The organism is Anaeromassilibacillus sp. Marseille-P3371 (genome assembly GCF_900169665.1).
Lineage (GTDB): Bacteria > Bacillota > Clostridia > Oscillospirales > Acutalibacteraceae > Anaeromassilibacillus.
Genome location: NZ_LT835157.1, coordinates 2,799,703 through 2,815,622, shown reverse-complemented (window position 1 = coordinate 2,815,622; position 15,920 = coordinate 2,799,703). Strand labels below are relative to the sequence as shown.

Annotated in this window: 17 protein-coding genes; 14 read left to right on the top strand and 3 right to left on the bottom strand. The window is 50.2% G+C overall.

The window, feature by feature from the left end; translation table 11 throughout:
* Positions 1–28 precede the first annotated feature (28 nt).
* Entirely contained in the window at positions 29–706 is a 678-nt protein-coding gene (locus B9Y59_RS11840; RefSeq protein ID WP_054323962.1) for a hypothetical protein, read from the bottom strand.
* 319 nt (positions 707–1,025) lie between these two features.
* Here B9Y59_RS11840 and B9Y59_RS11835 point away from each other — a divergent pair, with 319 nt between their 5' ends.
* Together B9Y59_RS11835 and B9Y59_RS11830 are read left to right on the top strand one after the other, a co-directional pair.
* The gene (locus B9Y59_RS11835) at positions 1,026–1,790 is read left to right on the top strand and encodes a threonine/serine exporter family protein (protein WP_158089020.1); all 765 of its coding nucleotides are present in this window, start codon (positions 1,026–1,028) and stop codon (positions 1,788–1,790) included.
* Between the two features lie 2 nt (positions 1,791–1,792).
* Entirely contained in the window at positions 1,793–2,233 is a 441-nt protein-coding gene (locus B9Y59_RS11830) for a threonine/serine exporter family protein (protein WP_085533653.1), read from the top strand.
* A gap of 233 nt (positions 2,234–2,466) precedes the next feature.
* On the opposite strand, the gene pap is transcribed toward B9Y59_RS11830, so the two are convergent.
* Positions 2,467–3,957: a polyphosphate:AMP phosphotransferase gene (pap, locus tag B9Y59_RS11825; protein ID WP_085533651.1), complete on the bottom strand. Its 1,491-nt coding sequence runs from the start codon at positions 3,955–3,957 to the stop codon at positions 2,467–2,469.
* 262 nt (positions 3,958–4,219) lie between these two features.
* On the opposite strand from pap, the gene ruvC reads away from it, so the two are divergent.
* Genes ruvC through ruvB form a run of 3 tightly spaced genes read left to right on the top strand, consistent with a single transcriptional unit; the run spans position 4,220 to position 6,467 of the window.
* Positions 4,220–4,729 (top strand): crossover junction endodeoxyribonuclease RuvC, encoded by a 510-nt coding sequence (gene ruvC, locus B9Y59_RS11820; protein ID WP_054323965.1) that lies wholly within the window; start codon positions 4,220–4,222, stop codon positions 4,727–4,729.
* A gap of 17 nt (positions 4,730–4,746) precedes the next feature.
* Positions 4,747–5,352 carry a Holliday junction branch migration protein RuvA gene (gene ruvA, locus B9Y59_RS11815; RefSeq protein WP_085533649.1) on the top strand — a complete coding sequence of 202 codons (606 nt, stop codon included), beginning with the start codon at positions 4,747–4,749 and terminating at the stop codon, positions 5,350–5,352.
* Between the two features lie 56 nt (positions 5,353–5,408).
* A complete protein-coding gene (ruvB, locus tag B9Y59_RS11810; protein WP_442856184.1) occupies positions 5,409–6,467 on the top strand; it encodes a Holliday junction branch migration DNA helicase RuvB in 1,059 nt (352 codons plus the stop codon).
* 568 nt (positions 6,468–7,035) lie between these two features.
* Here ruvB and B9Y59_RS11805 read toward each other — a convergent pair.
* Positions 7,036–7,215, bottom strand: a complete 180-nt coding sequence (locus B9Y59_RS11805) for a hypothetical protein (protein WP_085533645.1) — start codon at positions 7,213–7,215, stop codon at positions 7,036–7,038.
* 496 nt (positions 7,216–7,711) lie between these two features.
* Between B9Y59_RS11805 and B9Y59_RS11800 the strand changes: the two genes are divergently transcribed.
* The 9 genes from B9Y59_RS11800 (at position 7,712) to B9Y59_RS11760 (ending at position 15,915) form a co-directional block, all read left to right on the top strand.
* Complete coding sequence (locus B9Y59_RS11800) at positions 7,712–8,020, top strand: YqfO family protein (protein WP_143255304.1); 309 nt, start codon at positions 7,712–7,714, stop codon at positions 8,018–8,020.
* Between the two features lie 215 nt (positions 8,021–8,235).
* Positions 8,236–9,585, top strand: a complete 1,350-nt coding sequence (glmM, locus tag B9Y59_RS11795; protein WP_085533641.1) for a phosphoglucosamine mutase — start codon at positions 8,236–8,238, stop codon at positions 9,583–9,585.
* Between the two features lie 70 nt (positions 9,586–9,655).
* Positions 9,656–10,516: a class I SAM-dependent methyltransferase gene (locus tag B9Y59_RS11790; protein ID WP_085533639.1), complete on the top strand. Its 861-nt coding sequence runs from the start codon at positions 9,656–9,658 to the stop codon at positions 10,514–10,516.
* 61 nt (positions 10,517–10,577) lie between these two features.
* Positions 10,578–11,219, top strand: a complete 642-nt coding sequence (locus tag B9Y59_RS11785) for a chloramphenicol acetyltransferase (RefSeq protein ID WP_054323967.1) — start codon at positions 10,578–10,580, stop codon at positions 11,217–11,219.
* A gap of 42 nt (positions 11,220–11,261) precedes the next feature.
* Positions 11,262–12,146: an energy-coupling factor transporter ATPase gene (locus B9Y59_RS11780; RefSeq protein WP_085533637.1), complete on the top strand. Its 885-nt coding sequence runs from the start codon at positions 11,262–11,264 to the stop codon at positions 12,144–12,146.
* 58 nt (positions 12,147–12,204) lie between these two features.
* A complete protein-coding gene (locus B9Y59_RS11775; protein ID WP_085533635.1) occupies positions 12,205–13,071 on the top strand; it encodes an energy-coupling factor transporter ATPase in 867 nt (288 codons plus the stop codon).
* Positions 13,064–13,879, top strand: a complete 816-nt coding sequence (locus B9Y59_RS11770) for an energy-coupling factor transporter transmembrane component T family protein (RefSeq protein WP_054323968.1) — start codon at positions 13,064–13,066, stop codon at positions 13,877–13,879. Before B9Y59_RS11775 ends, B9Y59_RS11770 begins: the two co-directional genes overlap by 8 nt.
* Before the next feature lie 30 nt (positions 13,880–13,909).
* Positions 13,910–14,662, top strand: coding sequence for a tRNA pseudouridine(38-40) synthase TruA (gene truA / locus B9Y59_RS11765; RefSeq protein ID WP_085533633.1), 753 nt, complete (start codon positions 13,910–13,912; stop codon positions 14,660–14,662).
* Positions 14,659–15,915 (top strand): DUF5711 family protein, encoded by a 1,257-nt coding sequence (locus tag B9Y59_RS11760; protein WP_085533631.1) that lies wholly within the window; start codon positions 14,659–14,661, stop codon positions 15,913–15,915. The genes truA and B9Y59_RS11760 overlap by 4 nt, the downstream gene beginning before the upstream one ends.
* The last annotated feature ends 5 nt before the right edge of the window (positions 15,916–15,920 follow it).

Here is a 15,920-nt window from a genome sequence, read left to right as displayed (position 1 = left end):
TTAACGCCTCTCCAGCTTCTTTTATAATCTAATAGGACTGAATCTTTCCAGCTACATATTCCCCCGCTTCTTTTAGTGTAGCATCCGGGGACAGGGACGTGTAGATTTCTTGATTGAACACAAGCCCGTCCCGCGTCTCTAAAAAGAGATCCATATACCCGGCGTGGAACGCATAGTCCGCTAGGTCAGAAAAATAGAGAACCGCTCCGCCCTTTTCCCGAAAGTCGGAACCGCCTAGCGCCTGAGGGAGGAAAATCCCCCGCATACCGGTCCGGCATTGGGAGACGATGTCCATATGCTCCACCCAGATATTCCGCGCGATCGGGCAGGGGAGCAGTATACGGACGGTATCCCCCACAGAGAGCTCCCCGGAGAAAACTTTTTCAACGCGAACGTTTGCAATCGCAAAAGTATCAAAGAGGGAGCTTTCTCCGTGAAATAGGGCGCGGATGTTTCGAATGGAGACAATCTTCCCTTGGAAGGCCGGGGAGTGGCTTATTTCAAAGGCTTCCTCTTCCGTATACAAATGAGCGAGCTCCGAAGAGAAGCGCGGCATTTCCCCATTGTAGTTGCGCAGGTATTCCACACGGACGTCCCCCGTGGAGCGGGAGAGCGTTATAAAATTGTAGTTGGGAAGAATCGCGGCCAGATAGACCGCAAAAAGTCCAATGATGGTATAAAAGCCGAGGACCCATTTTGACTTCATACTATAAGCCTTCCATCACAAATTTCCATATAGATATTTAAAATTATATTCGTCAGGTGAGGTAATAGACGTACTATGGCAAGAATTATCTGCGTATTCTGTCATAATAGATTTGTCTAAACAATAAAAACATGGGAATCCCCTCCGTACATGAAATATTTATTATAATTGTATGGTTTAAAATGAGTTATGTCAATACAGATTATAATATTTATATATGTTTAAAAATATTATTTAAAATATATAATTATATAATTTTTAAAAACTAAGTTTGTATTTTACTATATTACAACAAACGCAATGGTCAGGGGGCGGGAGTGTGAATTACGATGATTTAATTAGCGCTGCAACAGAAGTTGGGTATCTGCTGCTGCGCAACGGCGCGGAAATCTATCGCGTGGAGGATTCCATGCAGCGCATTTTTCGTGCCTATGGGGTGGATACCGGCGAGATTTTTGCCATTCCCACTTGTATTTTTGTAACGATCACAACGCCGGAAGGAAAATCGATCACCAGAATCAAGCGCCTGTATACACGTGTGACAGACCTGGACAAAGTAGACCGTGCAAATGACTTATGCCGCCGTATTTGCCGCCTGTGCCCGGATGTGGGAAGTATTCAGGAAGAGATTGAAACAATCAACCGCCGCCCGGTTTACGATTTTGGGACGCAAGTGGCCGCCTTTGCGATGGTCGCATTCTCCTTTACGCTGTTCTATGGGGGGACTTTGGCGGACGCATTCTGTTCACTTTTCTGTGGTGCAGGTGTAAAACTGGTGAACTCCTTGATGGGACGCTTTCAGGCAAACGCATTTTTTACCAACATCGTTGCAAGCTGTACCGCGGCGGCTATTGCTATGTTTGCTGTTCAAATGGGATTTGGCGCGAATTTGGACAAAATTATCATCGGTGCTTTGATGAATCTGGTTCCTGGAATTGTCATTACCAGCTTTATGCGAGACATCATGGCGGGGGACTTGATTGCGGGACTGATCCGTTTTGTAGAATCGCTGCTAGTTGCAACCGCGATTGCCATCGGCGCCGGTATTGCGCTCATGGTGCCAAGGTTGATTTGGGGGGTGTGAGAATGGACGTATATTTGCCCTGCTTTTATGGGTTTGTCGCCTGTATGGCCGTTTGTATTGTCTTCAATGTGCGGGGAAAACGGATCTTCTTTACCTCTCTTGGCGGTGCAATTGGCTGGTTTGTATATCTTTTATTCCGTCCACTACAAAATGACATCGTACAGTTTTTTATTGCGACAGTGGCGATCACGGTTTATTCAGAGATTATGGCTCGTATTCATAAGGTGCCAGTAACCGGCTATTTGTTGATCGCTCTGTTGCCCATGGTGCCGGGCGGTGGAATCTATTATACGATGGAGTACTGCATCGCCGGAAATACCCAAATGTTTTTGGAGACAGGACTACACACTTTGGGAATCGCCGGGGCTTTGGCGCTCGGAATTTTACTGGTTTCTTCTTTGAACAGGCTTTGGGGAATGTCACGCTCAGGAAAGGGCGGATGAATGTTTTAGGTGAAATTTATTGACATAATAAGAGCAGGCTGCCAAAAAATGATATGATAGTATACTGAAAGACGATCTTTCACATTTTTGCGTACACCTGCTTAATATGGCGGAATTTCTTAAACAAGGAAAGGGCCGGAACCCGTGTAGGTTCCGGCCCTTTCCTATTGCCATCCTTATCCAAACAGGGTACGCCGCCAAGAAAGCCTATTCTTTCCGGGCATACTCCCTTTTTATAAACGGTCTTTGATCGCCTCAATTAAAATTTTTAAGGCCTTGATGCGGCCATATTTTTTGTTTTGGGATTCAATAATATGCCATGGGGCGAAATCGGTAGATGTATAGCGCAACATGTCATCGACGGCCTCTTCGTATTGATCCCATTTCTCGCGGTTACGCCAATCCTCTTCAGTGATCTTCCACTGTTTGGAGGGCGTATTTTGACGGTCGTTAAAACGGCGAAGCTGTTCATCCTGGTCGATATGCAACCAGAATTTTACGACGACAGCGCCCCAGTCGTAGAGCTCCCGTTCAAATTCATTGATCTCCCGATAGGCCCGCTGCCAGTCCTCCGTGGAGCAGAACCCTTCAATGCGTTCCACCATCACGCGGCCATACCATGTACGGTCGAAAATGGCGATATGCCCATCTTTTGGCAAGCGTGTCCAAAACCGCCAAAGATAGTGATGTGCAAGCTCCGGAGCAGTCGGCCCTGCGATGGGGACAACCTCGTACCCACGCGGGTCAAGCGCTGCTGCAACACGACGGATATTTCCGCCCTTTCCGGCGGCGTCCCAACCCTCATAACAAACGACGACGGGCACGCGCTTGCGATAAATTTTGTTGTGCAACTCGCTCAGTTCCTCTTGGAGCTTTTTGAGCTGTTTTTTATATTTCTCATCCGTGATAGTCTTGTCAAGAGAGACATCCTTTAGCTTCGGCATGGGGACAAATGTAAAATTGCCGGGAAGAATGATATTCGCCGGGGTAACGGGGTGCTCCTTGCGGTGTTGTTTCAGAGCTAACGCCGTTTGAATCCCATCGATCACCGTGCGGTAAATCTCAAGTTCGGCATGCAAACGGTCTGTACTTGCCACAACGTGCCATGGCGCGTACGTGGTGTTGGTGTATTCCAACATTTCATCAAACACACGATAGTAGCGGTCGTACTGTTTATTGCGTTTCCAGTCCTGCTGTGTGACGCGCCATTCGGTGTTTTTGGAATTCGCGAGGTTTTCCAAGCGTTCCCGCTGTTCCTTCTGGCTGATATGCAGGAAGAATTTCAAGATCAAATAACCGTTGTCCGCAAGCTGCCGTTCAAAGGTATTGATATCGTTCATCCGGCGCAGGTTGGTTACATCGTCTACATCGTCCTCAAGGCGAAGCACGGAGATTTCCTGGTACCAGCTGCGATCCATAACTGCAATTTCTCTACCGCCAGGGATAATTTTCCAATAACGCCACAGGTTGGGTTCGCGTTTTTCCAGTTCGGTTGGAGCAATGTTGGAATAAACCTTGGAGCCGCGTGGATCGAAGTTTAGAATCAGATTTGCAATCTGGCTCCCCTTTCCAGCGGAACCCCACCCTTCAAACACGATAATGACAGGGAGTTTATTTTGCTTAACAAGCTGTTGTAGGGAAGAAAGCTCTTCTTTGAGGGAAGAAGCCTCTTTTTTGTATTCCTCTTTTGTGATTGATGCTTTTAAATTGACTTTTTCCAACATGCTGGGAAACCCCTTTCCATTCGACTTCTTGATGGGACTATATGCTAATTATACACTAATTTAATAAGAATGCAATCATTTTTGTGCGAACGAACAAATCTTATGCGCAGAACAGTCTTTTCTCCTGTATCGTACCCAGATATTTCTGAAAAACGCAGGTTCCATGCGGTTTTGCCATATGCTTTTCCCCTTTTCTAATTGGAACGGATGTGCTATAATAAGGCGGATATTATGGAAACTCTTTCATGGAATTGGAGATAAAATGGTCATACTGGGAATTGATCCGGGCTATGCAATTGTAGGGTACGGGATTATCCGTGCACAAAATGGACGTTTTGTTCCGTTGGAACATGGGGCCATCGTCACCAAGGCGGGGGAAGATTTTAGCCGCCGTTTGGAGATCATATTCGATGCGATGGCAGAGGTGCTGCAAAAATGGAAACCGGATGCCGTCAGTATTGAAAAGCTATATTTTAAGAACAACAAAACTACGGCGATCGGTGTGGCAGAGGCGCGCGGTGTGATCCGGTTGGCCATTCAAAAAGCGGGCGTGCCGGTCTATGAGTACACGCCGTTGCAGGTCAAGCAGGCGGTGACTGGTTATGGACAAGCCCTCAAACCGCAGGTGATGGAGATGACCCGGCGGCTGCTGTGCTTGCAGCAAATCCCGAAGCCGGACGACGTAGCGGATGCGCTCGCCATGGCAATTTGCCATGGGCAGGCAGCGGGCTCGCCTCTGCGGCAATCGATGCTGTTGAGGCGCAGATCTTGAGATAAACGGAGAATGGTATGTTTTATAGTATCAAAGGAACATTGACGCATATGGAGCCGGGGTTCGCGGTGGTTGAGTGCGGAGGGGTGGGCTTTAAGTGCTTTACCACGCTGAGCACCCAACGCGCCATGCCGCAGCTTGGCGAACAGGTTAAGCTTTACACCCTTTTGAACGTTCGTGAGGATGCGTTGGACCTGTTTGGTTTTGCAACGATGATGGAATTGAATTGCTTTAAAATGTTGACTGCGGTTTCCGGGGTCGGCCCGAAGGTTGGACTGGCGATTTTAAGCGAGCTTTCGCCAGAGCAGGTGGCGATGGCTGCCGCGTCTGGCGACAGCAAATCGTTGACCCGCGCCAACGGCGTAGGGGCGAAGTTGGCGCAGCGAATTGTCCTGGAGCTTAAAGACAAGGTGAAAAAGATGGGCGGCGGTGTATTGGAGGGCTTCGCCCCCGCTGGAGGCGTTCCGTCTGCTGCGGGCAATGCAGCGAATGCCGTCAATGCTCTGTCTGTGTTGGGATATACGCCGACGGATGCAGCGTCCGTTGTAGCGAAATTTGACAGTAGTCTGCCTACAGAAGAATTGATTCGTTTGGCATTAAAAGAATTTGGAAAAAATCGTTGAAAGGGCGGTGAGGCGAACCGATGGAATATGAAAATGAGATGGATTTTGAAAACCGGATGGTTGCGCCGGAGTACGCCCCCGAAGACGCAGAGGTAGAAAATCCTCTTCGTCCGCGGACGCTAGAAGAATACATCGGGCAGGATAAGGTAAAAGAAAATCTAGCGATTTTTATTGAAGCGGCGAAACAGCGGAAAGAATCGTTGGATCACGTCCTTCTGTATGGGCCGCCAGGTTTGGGAAAGACGACTTTGGCGGGGATCATCGCCAACGAGTTGAACGTCAATCTGCGTATTACTTCCGGCCCGGCAATTGAAAAGCCGGGGGATTTGGCTGCACTACTGACCAATTTGAATCCCGGCGATGTGCTCTTTATCGACGAAGTGCACCGCCTGTCGCGCAGTGTGGAGGAAATCCTTTACCCGGCTATGGAAGATTATGCGCTGGATATTATCACCGGCAAAGGACAGATGGCAGCGTCCTATCATTTGCCGCTTCCGAAGTTTACGCTGGTGGGTGCTACCACACGCGCGGGGCAGCTTTCCGCTCCATTGCGAGACCGTTTTGGCGTGGTGCTTCGTTTGGAAATGTATTCTCCACAGGAGTTGGCAAAGATCGTCACGCGGAGTGCACGGATTTTGGGAATTCCGATTGAAGCGGATGGCGCGCTGGAGATCGCTTCTCGTTCGAGAGGAACACCGCGTATTGCCAACCGGATGCTCCGGCGCGTAAGGGACTTTGCACAGGTGATGACGGACGGGGTAATCACTTACCAGTCTGCAAAAGTAGGGTTGGACCGACTGGAAGTAGATGAAATTGGTTTGGATGCCAACGACCGGCGTATGCTCAGTGCAATGATCCGTTATTACAATGGCGGGCCGGTCGGATTGGAAACACTGGCTGCAGCCATCGGGGAAGAGGCGGTCACAATTGAGGATGTTTATGAGCCGTACTTGATGCAGATTGGCTTTCTGAACCGAACTCCAAGAGGCCGTTGCGTTACGCGGGCGGCATATCTGCATTTGGGACTCACACCCCCAGGAGAGCAAACGCCCCAACAGAGTTTTTTTGATTGGACCAGGGAATCGGATTCTAGGAGCGGCGCACCCAACGAATAGCCAGGCGGATGGATGATTGGACGCCGTAAACACAGTGTTTGCGATGAAAGCTTTTCGTTCAATTGTATGTGTTAGCAAAATGAGAACCCACGGTTCTGCTCAGGAGGGTAGGGCGTTTTCGTTTGTGAGCAAAACGAGAAATGGCCAGTGATGATCTCACAACAGCAGAGAATGCTTCTGTTGGTGTATGAAATACCTGTTTACGGATATGGAGAAAGCATGAGAAGTGACAGGAGATGAAAGGCTGGACTCGATATGAAGCTCATTATAGGGCTTTTACTAGTACCGATTTTGATGGGACATGGTTACGGTGTCTTGCCCCCCAATGAATTACACGAATGGAGACGGCATGGGGTTTGTGCATCATCCCTACAAGGCCGTTTGGCCGGATAGTCGCCGGGAAAAGGGATTTGGAATCATGCCTTTAAACGGATCGATCGCGGCATGAACGGGTGTGGGTTTGATCTCTGCACCCCGTCTGTGCAGATTCATCTCGGTAGAGCCCCCTTCTATGCGGAGGTTGCGATTTTGAATGGAAACGGTGGGCGGTATGAGTCATCTTACATGCCTACCAGCCGCCCTCCGCACAGAGGGTGTGGATTGAAATCCACATAGCCACACCATTGGCATCAGCATCTTCGATGTCACCCTCCATGCGGAGGGTGCGGGTTGAAATATGATGATAGTTATGCGGGGCTTGGGGGACAATAGCGTCGCCCTCCGTACAGAGGGTGCGGGTTGAAATCACTTGTTATGTTCCATTTCGTCCGCCATGGGGCTTCGATTTTTGTCGGCTTTTTTAGTGGAGCCTACACGAATGATAGGAGTGTTTGTTCAGAAATCCTGAATAGCGAGGATTCCTTTGAAGTACATGCATGGAAGGATTGGTTTTTGAAGCGCCTATAGAGAAGGACATATCGTTGTGGAGTGAGAAGAGGACCCAAGCGGCTGGTATATAAGGAGCAGATGTTTGCCCTGTAGATGATCCCGCCATTTGTAGGGAATTGCATCAAAGAAGTGCCAGGCCAATACGTTTATCCGATTCGCCGCTCCGAAAGAGAGTGAGAAAAGTTGTCGCTTTGCGCATCTTGGGAGAGCTGCACGGCTGGTACGATTTCCAGATGGAAGCGTATGAATGGAAGCAGAATCGGACGTATCCCCTTGTACAAAGGAAAATCCGTTCCGGCGCCGGATAGGGGATCAGGCGAGTTACAGAAAGGAACATGTTTTTGGAATTCTCTCGTGTGAAGCTTGAAATCTATGTGCCCGAAAAAGATCTTGACCGCCTTCGGATGGCGTTGAACGATTTGGGGGCATGTCGTGTTGGGGCGTATGACAACTGTTCATCGGTCGTTACGGTCACCGGCACTTGGCGTCCCCTTTCAGGAGCCAGTCCATACGATGGAACCGTTGGCGTACTTTGCCATGGAGCGGAGTGCAAGCTGGAGGTGGTCTGCCCGCGAAAGTTGGCTGCACAGGCGGTGGAGCTGGTTCGCAGGCTGCATCCTTATGAGGAGCCGGTTATCCATGTCCTGCCACTGTTGGATTTATAAGCTCAGGACGGTTTTACAAGTGGACGGAAGTTTGCCGCCCATTTATAAAATCGCCCCGTGTGGTTCGCATTTCAACGTTTCCCGGTCAGACGTGTGGGATTGCGACGAGGTTTTCGGAGAAGAACCGTTACAATAGGAGAAAAGACCGGTTTCGGAATATCCGCAATTCAGACGACACCCGTTAAGGGAACGATTTTAAGGAGTGTGTTAAGAAAATGGGCAGACTTTTTGGCACGGACGGCGTCAGAGGCGTCGCAAATTCGGAACTCACCTGTGAAATGGCAATGAACATTGGCCGGGCTGCAGCCATGGTGTTGACGGACAACAACCACCGGCATCCCAAAATCTTGATCGGAAAAGATACGCGCATTTCCTCCGATATGTTGGAAAACGCCATTACAGCGGGATTGTGCAGTGTAGGGGCGAACGTCGTACAGCTTGGTGTGGTACCGACCCCGGCTGTCGCCTTCTTAGTGGGCAAGTATAAGGCGGACGCAGGCGTTATGCTGACAGCTTCCCATAATCCGTGTGAATTTAATGGCATCAAAATATTTAGCGGGGATGGATATAAGCTGCCGGATGCGCTCGAAGAGCAGATTGAGGCGATTGTGCTCGATCATGCGGATACCCCTCCGGTTCCCACGGCAGGTGACATCGGAAGCGTCACTTCAGCGCCCAATGTAGTGCGCGATTATGTAGATCACATCAAGAGTACGGTTCCGTTTGCGTTGACCGGTATGCGCATTGCCATCGATTGTGCAAATGGCGCGGCGTCCCGCACCGCGGAATTACTCTTTTCGGAATTGGGGGCAGAATGCCATATGTTGGCCAATCAGCCCAACGGTGTGAATGTCAATGACAACTGCGGTTCTACACATATGGAAAATCTGATGAGCTTTGTCAAAGAGAACCATCTGGATGCAGGGATTGCATTTGATGGGGATGCAGACCGCTGCCTCGCGGTAGACGACAAGGGCCAGCTGGTAGATGGAGACTTCGTGATGGCAATTTGCGCTGCGGATATGAAGTCGCGCGGCAAGCTGGCGAAAAACACCGTTGTGGGTACCATTATGACCAATATGGGTTTCACACGTTTTTGTGACGAAAATGGCCTGCATTTTGAAGCCACGAAAGTGGGCGACCGCTATGTGTTGGAAGAAATGCAGCTGGAAGGGTATAATTTTGGCGGAGAGCAGAGCGGCCATGTTATTTTCTTGGATTTCGCCACGACGGGAGATGGCCAGCTGACAGCGGCTCAGCTGTTGAGCATTGTACACCGCCGTGAGGCAAGGCTTTCCAGTTTGGCAACATTGATGACCCGCTATCCACAGGTGATTGTCAATGTGCAGGTGGGGCCGGAAGGAAAACTGCACTTCTATACAGACAGCGAAGTGAAAGATGCGATTGAGAAGGCAAAAGAGAAGCTTGGAACCAGCGGACGGATTGTTGTGCGTCCTTCGGGAACCGAACCGCTTCTGCGCGTGATGATTGAAGGGGAGGACCTGGAGTACATCAATGTGCTCGCAAATTCGGTGGCAGATGTTCTCCGCGAACGGTTGGCTTGATATATTTTGTAGAATCTATTTAAAATATAACGGATAGTATTAAAAATTGACGGATAAGAGAGGGTTTGCTTTGAGAGCGGCAGCATGGAAGGACTATGAATTGATCGATACATCCGGTGGAGAGCGGTTAGAACGATGGGACAATATCATCCTCATCCGGCCGGACCCGCAGATCATATGGAATACGCCGCGCAAAAACCCGCTTTGGCGGGAAGCGCATGCGCGTTATCAACGTTCGAATACGGGCGGCGGCCGTTGGCAGGAGTATCAAAAAGTTCCATCCATGTGGAAGATTCGCTACGGAGAATTGACCTTCCAGCTCAAAACAATGGGCTTTAAGCATACGGGAATCTTTCCAGAGCAGGCAGTGAACTGGGATTTTGCTATGAAAAAAATCCGCGCGGCGGGCCGCCCTATAAAGGTTTTAAACCTGTTTGGTTATACGGGGGCGGCCTCGCTCGCCTGTGCAAAGGCAGGAGCGCAAGTTTGCCATGTGGATGCTTCGAAAGGGATGGTTGCCTGGGCGAAGGAGAACGCGGCGGCCTCCGGTCTGGCGGACCGGCCGGTTCGCTGGCTGGTGGATGATTGCATGAAATTTGTTCAGAGAGAGCAGCGCCGTGGCAATCACTACGAAGGGATCATCATGGACCCGCCTTCCTATGGCCGCGGCCCCGGCGGGGAAGTTTGGAAGCTGGAAGAACAGCTGTATGCGCTAGTAGAAATGTGTATACCGATTATGTCTGAAAATCCGCTGTTCTTTTTGCTGAATTCCTACACGACAGGTTTGTCCCCAGCTGTAATGGAATACTTGCTGGGGGTGTTATTGCAAAAACGTTTTGGCGGGAAGGTATCCTCCGGAGAGATCGGCCTGCCGGTTACGGAGAGTGGGTTGGTTCTTCCTTGTGGAAGTACAGCTATTTGGGAGTCTTAATTCGACAACAGATAGTATTATTTTACTAAATTTTAACATTTTGGATTTGGGAGAGTGTGAAATGAAGTATATTGACAAGGCGCATTGGAGCCGAAAGGATCATTTTGACTACTTTCGTACCTTTAGTTATCCCCATTTTAATCTTTGTGCCAATATGGACATTACGCTATTTTCACACTTTGTGAAACAGCAGAAGCTTTCCTTCTTCGCAGCGTTCCTCTATGTGGCAAGCCGGGCGGCCAACGCGATACCGGAGTTTCGCTACCGTATTCGAGGGGAGGATATTGTGGAGCACGACGAGGTGACGCCCTCTGTCACGGTGCTTACCCGGCACGATACCTTTAGCTATGTAGCAATACCGTGGCAGGAGGACTTCCACGCATTTGTGGCAGATGCCAGGACGCGAACACAGGCGGCTAAAAATGGGGACGCCTGTATTGAGGACGAGCCCGGGCGGGATGACCTTCTGTATGTGACATCCATTCCATGGGTTTCCTTCACTTCGTTGACGCATCCCATTCAGATGAATCCGGTGGACAGTATTCCGCGAATCTCTTGGGGAAAGTATTTTCCCCAGGGAGATCGGACCCTTTTGCCGCTTTCTGTGCAGGGACATCATGCTTTGCTGGATGGACTGCATGTGGGGCAGTATTTTGCTTGGGTGCAGGAATGGTTGGATACGCCCGAAAAGTGGGCAAAATAGGCGGCGGTTGACGCAATCGCTCAATACAGGGAGTAAAAACAGATGGCTTTTATACAAACAAAGGACCTAAAATTCACCTACGATGAGGTGGAAGACGGCGAAACCCGCCAGGTGCATGAGGTACTCAAGGGTGTGAACCTGGAGATCAAGAAGGGGGAGTTCGTCGCACTTTTGGGACACAACGGTTCTGGAAAATCCACCATCGCCAAGATGTTCAATGCCATGCTGCTGCCTGCCGGCGGCAGGGTGTATGTGGAGGGGATGGACACGCTGGACGAAAGCCTTTTATATGAGATTCGCCGCCGCGTGGGCCTTGTGCTACAGAACCCAGACAACCAGTTGGTGGCCAGCATTGTCGAGGAGGATGTGGCGTTTGGCCCGGAGAATCTCGGCATAGCGCCCGAAGAGATTCGCCGCCGTGTGGACGACGCCCTTAAGGCTGTGGAAATGTACGATTACCGCCTCAACGCACCTTATAAACTTTCGGGTGGCCAAAAGCAACGCATCGCTATTGCGGGGATCATCGCCATGCAACCGGAATGCATCGTGCTGGACGAACCAACGGCCATGCTGGACCCGCGTGGACGGGAAGAGGTACTGCGGACCATCCATAAGCTGAATCAAGAAAAGGGGATCACAATTGTTCTGATTACCCACTACATGGACGAAGCAGTGCAGGCAAGCCGGGTGGTTGTGATGGATAACGGGCAGATTCTATTGCAGGGAACACCGGAAGAAGTATTCGCACATGTGGAATTGCTGAAAAAACATAAGCTGGATGTTCCACAGGCCACGGAGCTGATTTACCGCTTGCGCGCAAGCGGTTATCCGCTGCCGGAGTGTGTACTCAATGAAGAGGACTGCGTGGCTGCATTGGAGCGGATTTTAAAAGAGCCGGTTGGCGACGAATTTTCCGGCAAAAAATAAAATAGATCCGCAGGTATCCGTATGAAACGGAATCTGACGGAGGTTTGGAGAAAGCACTATGGCGATTATCGAGACAAGGGACCTGACATACACATATGGAACGGGCACGCCATTTGAGAAGATGGCGGTGGACCATGTGAACCTCTCCATTGAGCAGGGAGAGTTCATTGGCGTGATCGGGCATACCGGCTCTGGAAAATCTACGTTGATTCAGCAACTCAATGGACTTTTGCGCCCAACCTCGGGGACAGTCCTGCTGGACGGGAAAGACATCTGGGCGGAACCCAAAAAAATTCGGGCAGTACGCTTTCGGGTGGGGATGGTGTTTCAGTACCCGGAACACCAACTTTTTGAGGAAACCGTCTTAAAGGATATCTCCTTTGGGCCGTCCAATATGGGGCTTGAGCCGGCAGAAATTGAAAAACGAGCGCGCGATGCGGCGAAATTTGTCGGATTGAAAGATGAACTTCTGGAAAAAAGCCCCTTTGAGCTTTCCGGCGGGGAAAAACGCCGTGCGGCGATTGCCGGCGTGATTGCAATGGACCCGGACGTTTTGATTTTGGACGAGCCTACAGCGGGATTGGACCCGCGCGGCCGCGATGTGCTTTTGTCGCAGATTGTGAATTATCACGAGGTTCGACACAATACAATTCTTCTGGTTTCCCACAGCATGGAGGATATTGCGCGAACCGCGGATCGGATTCTGGTGATGAACGCGGGAAAGGCGGCCATGTTTGATGAGACGGAGAACGTTTTTGCGCGTGGGGAAGAGCTAGAGCAGATGGGGTTGCGGGTTCCACAGATCACAAAGATTCTTGGAATGTTGAAAAAGGATGGGTATCCGGTGGGAACGGCCCTTACGTTGGAACAGGCGATCAAACAGCTGATGCCTCTGTTGGAGGAAGGAGGACGCACGCATGGTTAGAGACGTCACTCTGGGACAGTATTTTCCCGCCAAATCGGTGATCCATCGTTTGGACCCGCGAATTAAGGTTATCTTGACCTTTTTATTTATTGTATTTGTCTTTGTTGCGCGCAACTTTGCCGGATTATTTCTCATGATCGCGCTGGAAATAGGCGTGATGGTGAGTTCCGGGGTTCCGGTCAAGCAATACTTTAAGAGCCTGAAAGCAGTGCTGTTTATCGTCATTTTTACCGGTGTCCTGAACCTGTTTTATGGGACAGGAGAGCCGTTGGTGACGCTGTTCGGTTTTATGCAGATCACTATGAACGGCATTCAAAATGCGATTTTTATTGCAATCCGTATCATGAGTTTGATCCTTTTCAGCGCTGTGCTGACCTTTACAACGACGCCTACAGAGTTGACAGACGCTTTAGAGCGCATTATGCGGCCGTTAAAGGTGTTGCATGTCAAAGTCCACGAAATTGCCATGATGATGACCATTGCACTGCGCTTTGTCCCAACGCTTCTTGAAGAGACGGACAAGATCATGAGCGCACAGAAGGCGCGCGGCGCCGATCTGGAAAGCGGTGGGCTGATGCAGCGGATCAAGGCGCTGATTCCGATCTTGATTCCCCTTTTTGTGTCTTCCTTCCGCCGGGCATATGATTTGGCCATGGCAATGGAGTGTCGTTGCTATCATGGAGGGGAAGGCCGGACTAAGATGAAACAGCTGCATATGGCCACACGCGACGGCTGGGCGATTGCAATCTCGGTGGCAATTTGTGCTCTGGTTATCGTATTAAACCTATTTGTGCCGGCAACTTTGTGATGTTATCATTCCCGAGAGGAGGAAAAGCGTATGCGCAATCTTTTGTTGACACTCTGTTACGATGGCGCACAGTACCATGGTTGGCAAATTCAAAATAATGCGGTTTCGGTGCAACAGGTGTTCCAAGAGGCGCTTTTCAAGATCACCGCAGAGAAGCCGGAAATCAAGGGATGCAGCCGTACGGATTCGGGTGTGCATGCCAATCAGTACTGTATCAGCCTGAAAACAGCACATTCCATTCCCTGTGAGCGGTTGCTCAACGCTTTAAATCACTTTTTGCCAGAAGACATTGCCGTACAGGACTGCCGGGAGGTGCCAATGGATTTCCATGCGCGCTATTCCTGCCTCGGCAAGGAGTATATTTATAAGATTTGGAACGAACCGGTCCGCAATCCTTTCCTGCGGAACCGGGCGCTTCATTATTGGTATCCTTTGGATTTAGACCGGATGAATGCAGCGGCAGCCCATTATATTGGAAGGCATGACTTTACATCGTTCTGTACGTCGGATGCCCGCGAACGCGGCGATATGTGCCGGACGGTTACGCGCGCAAACATTCAGAGGGATGGGGGTTTAGTGACCTTTACTGTGGCGGCCGATGGCTTTTTGTACAACATGGTGCGGATCATGGTGGGGACGCTGCTGTATGTGGCCCAAGATAAGTTACAGCCGGAACAGATTCCAGAGATTTTGGCTGCACGTGACCGTACGACGGCAGGACCAACCGCCCCCCCGTGTGGTTTGTATCTGAACCGCGTGTTTTATGGAGAGGGACCAGTATGAGCCAGGGAAAACGCTTTGCCACGGGCGAGATCGATGTGGCCAAACACGACCGCCATGCCGAACAGATTGCCAAACGGCGTGCCAAGCGCCGCGAAAAACAAAACCGCACGCATAAAATTCCTGGATGGGTTTATAGGGTTCTGCTCATATTGATTTTAAGCGTGGTTGGAATGTTGTTGTGGTTTAACCGGCAGAATCTGGCCCCTGACCGAGTAATGGAATGGGTGCAGGACCGCGTGGTAGGCATTGGCGTAGGGGATGGATTTCCACAGCCAATTGCAGGGACGGTTGTGGAACCAAAAAACTTTCTTTCTGTGAATAAGGAACTCATTGTGGTGAGCGATACGGATCTTTCGATCTACAATTCCTCAGCAAAAGAACTGGCAAGCCGTCAGCACAGTTTCAGTGAACCAGTGATGAAGACAAATGGTTCCCGCACGTTGATTTATAATTTGGGTGGGACCGGTTATCAGATTGAGAGCCGTACAAAAACCATCGCCAAACAGAACGCAGAGGGAAATATCTTTGCAGGTTCATTGTCCGAAGATGGGCATTATGCCTTTGCGACTCAGGCAGACGGCTATTGTGGGAAGTTGACTGCCTATAAGCCGGACGGAAAGGCCAAATTCCAGTATTGGTTTGCAGATTATTATCCCACCTCGATCGCGTTGGACCCATCGGGTTCCCACGCAGCGGTCACAGCGTTATCTGCGTTGGATGGTGGGTTGACGTCTGCGGTATATCTGCTAGATTTTCATTCGGAAGAGGCGGTTGAACCGTTCGCTGCCTATACGGAAAATATGATGTTGGATTCCTATTGGAGTGCTGACGGGACAGTCTCTGCAATTGGAGATAAAATGACCGCGATCATCAATACAACGACACAATCCAAAGTTAATTACGACTATCAGGGCATGCAGCTTTCGGCATATACTGTGGACAGTGGCCGGACAGTGCTCTGTTTGGCCGCGTTTGACAGTGCGGCGAGCAGCCGGGTGGTGGTACTGGGCGGCGATGGCAAGGAACTAGCCAGCCTTTCCGTTCCCGGAGAAGTTCGCTCGGTTTCGCTCTATGGGGATACCGTAGCAGTCTTGGTCAATGGAACGATCTACGCTTATTCCGCAGTAGGGGGAAATCCGATTGCAACGGTGGATGCGGGAAACGATGCTAAGGCCGTGGCGCTGGCCAGTGAGAGTAAGGCTTATGTGCTTGGTATTTCAGAACTTCGTTACGTCGATCTCAATGCAGGTTAAGCCCG

Coding starts and splice junctions, on each gene's coding strand:
- B9Y59_RS11840 (WP_054323962.1), bottom strand. CDS start 706: ATGAAGTCAAAATGGGTCCTCGGCTTTTATACCATCATTGGACTTTTT.
- B9Y59_RS11830 (WP_085533653.1), top strand. CDS start 1,793: ATGGACGTATATTTGCCCTGCTTTTATGGGTTTGTCGCCTGTATGGCC.
- pap (WP_085533651.1), bottom strand. CDS start 3,957: ATGTTGGAAAAAGTCAATTTAAAAGCATCAATCACAAAAGAGGAATAC.
- ruvC (WP_054323965.1), top strand. CDS start 4,220: ATGGTCATACTGGGAATTGATCCGGGCTATGCAATTGTAGGGTACGGG.
- ruvA (WP_085533649.1), top strand. CDS start 4,747: ATGTTTTATAGTATCAAAGGAACATTGACGCATATGGAGCCGGGGTTC.
- ruvB (WP_442856184.1), top strand. CDS start 5,409: ATGGTTGCGCCGGAGTACGCCCCCGAAGACGCAGAGGTAGAAAATCCT.
- glmM (WP_085533641.1), top strand. CDS start 8,236: ATGGGCAGACTTTTTGGCACGGACGGCGTCAGAGGCGTCGCAAATTCG.
- B9Y59_RS11785 (WP_054323967.1), top strand. CDS start 10,578: ATGAAGTATATTGACAAGGCGCATTGGAGCCGAAAGGATCATTTTGAC.
- B9Y59_RS11780 (WP_085533637.1), top strand. CDS start 11,262: ATGGCTTTTATACAAACAAAGGACCTAAAATTCACCTACGATGAGGTG.
- B9Y59_RS11775 (WP_085533635.1), top strand. CDS start 12,205: ATGGCGATTATCGAGACAAGGGACCTGACATACACATATGGAACGGGC.
- B9Y59_RS11770 (WP_054323968.1), top strand. CDS start 13,064: ATGGTTAGAGACGTCACTCTGGGACAGTATTTTCCCGCCAAATCGGTG.
- truA (WP_085533633.1), top strand. CDS start 13,910: ATGCGCAATCTTTTGTTGACACTCTGTTACGATGGCGCACAGTACCAT.
- B9Y59_RS11760 (WP_085533631.1), top strand. CDS start 14,659: ATGAGCCAGGGAAAACGCTTTGCCACGGGCGAGATCGATGTGGCCAAA.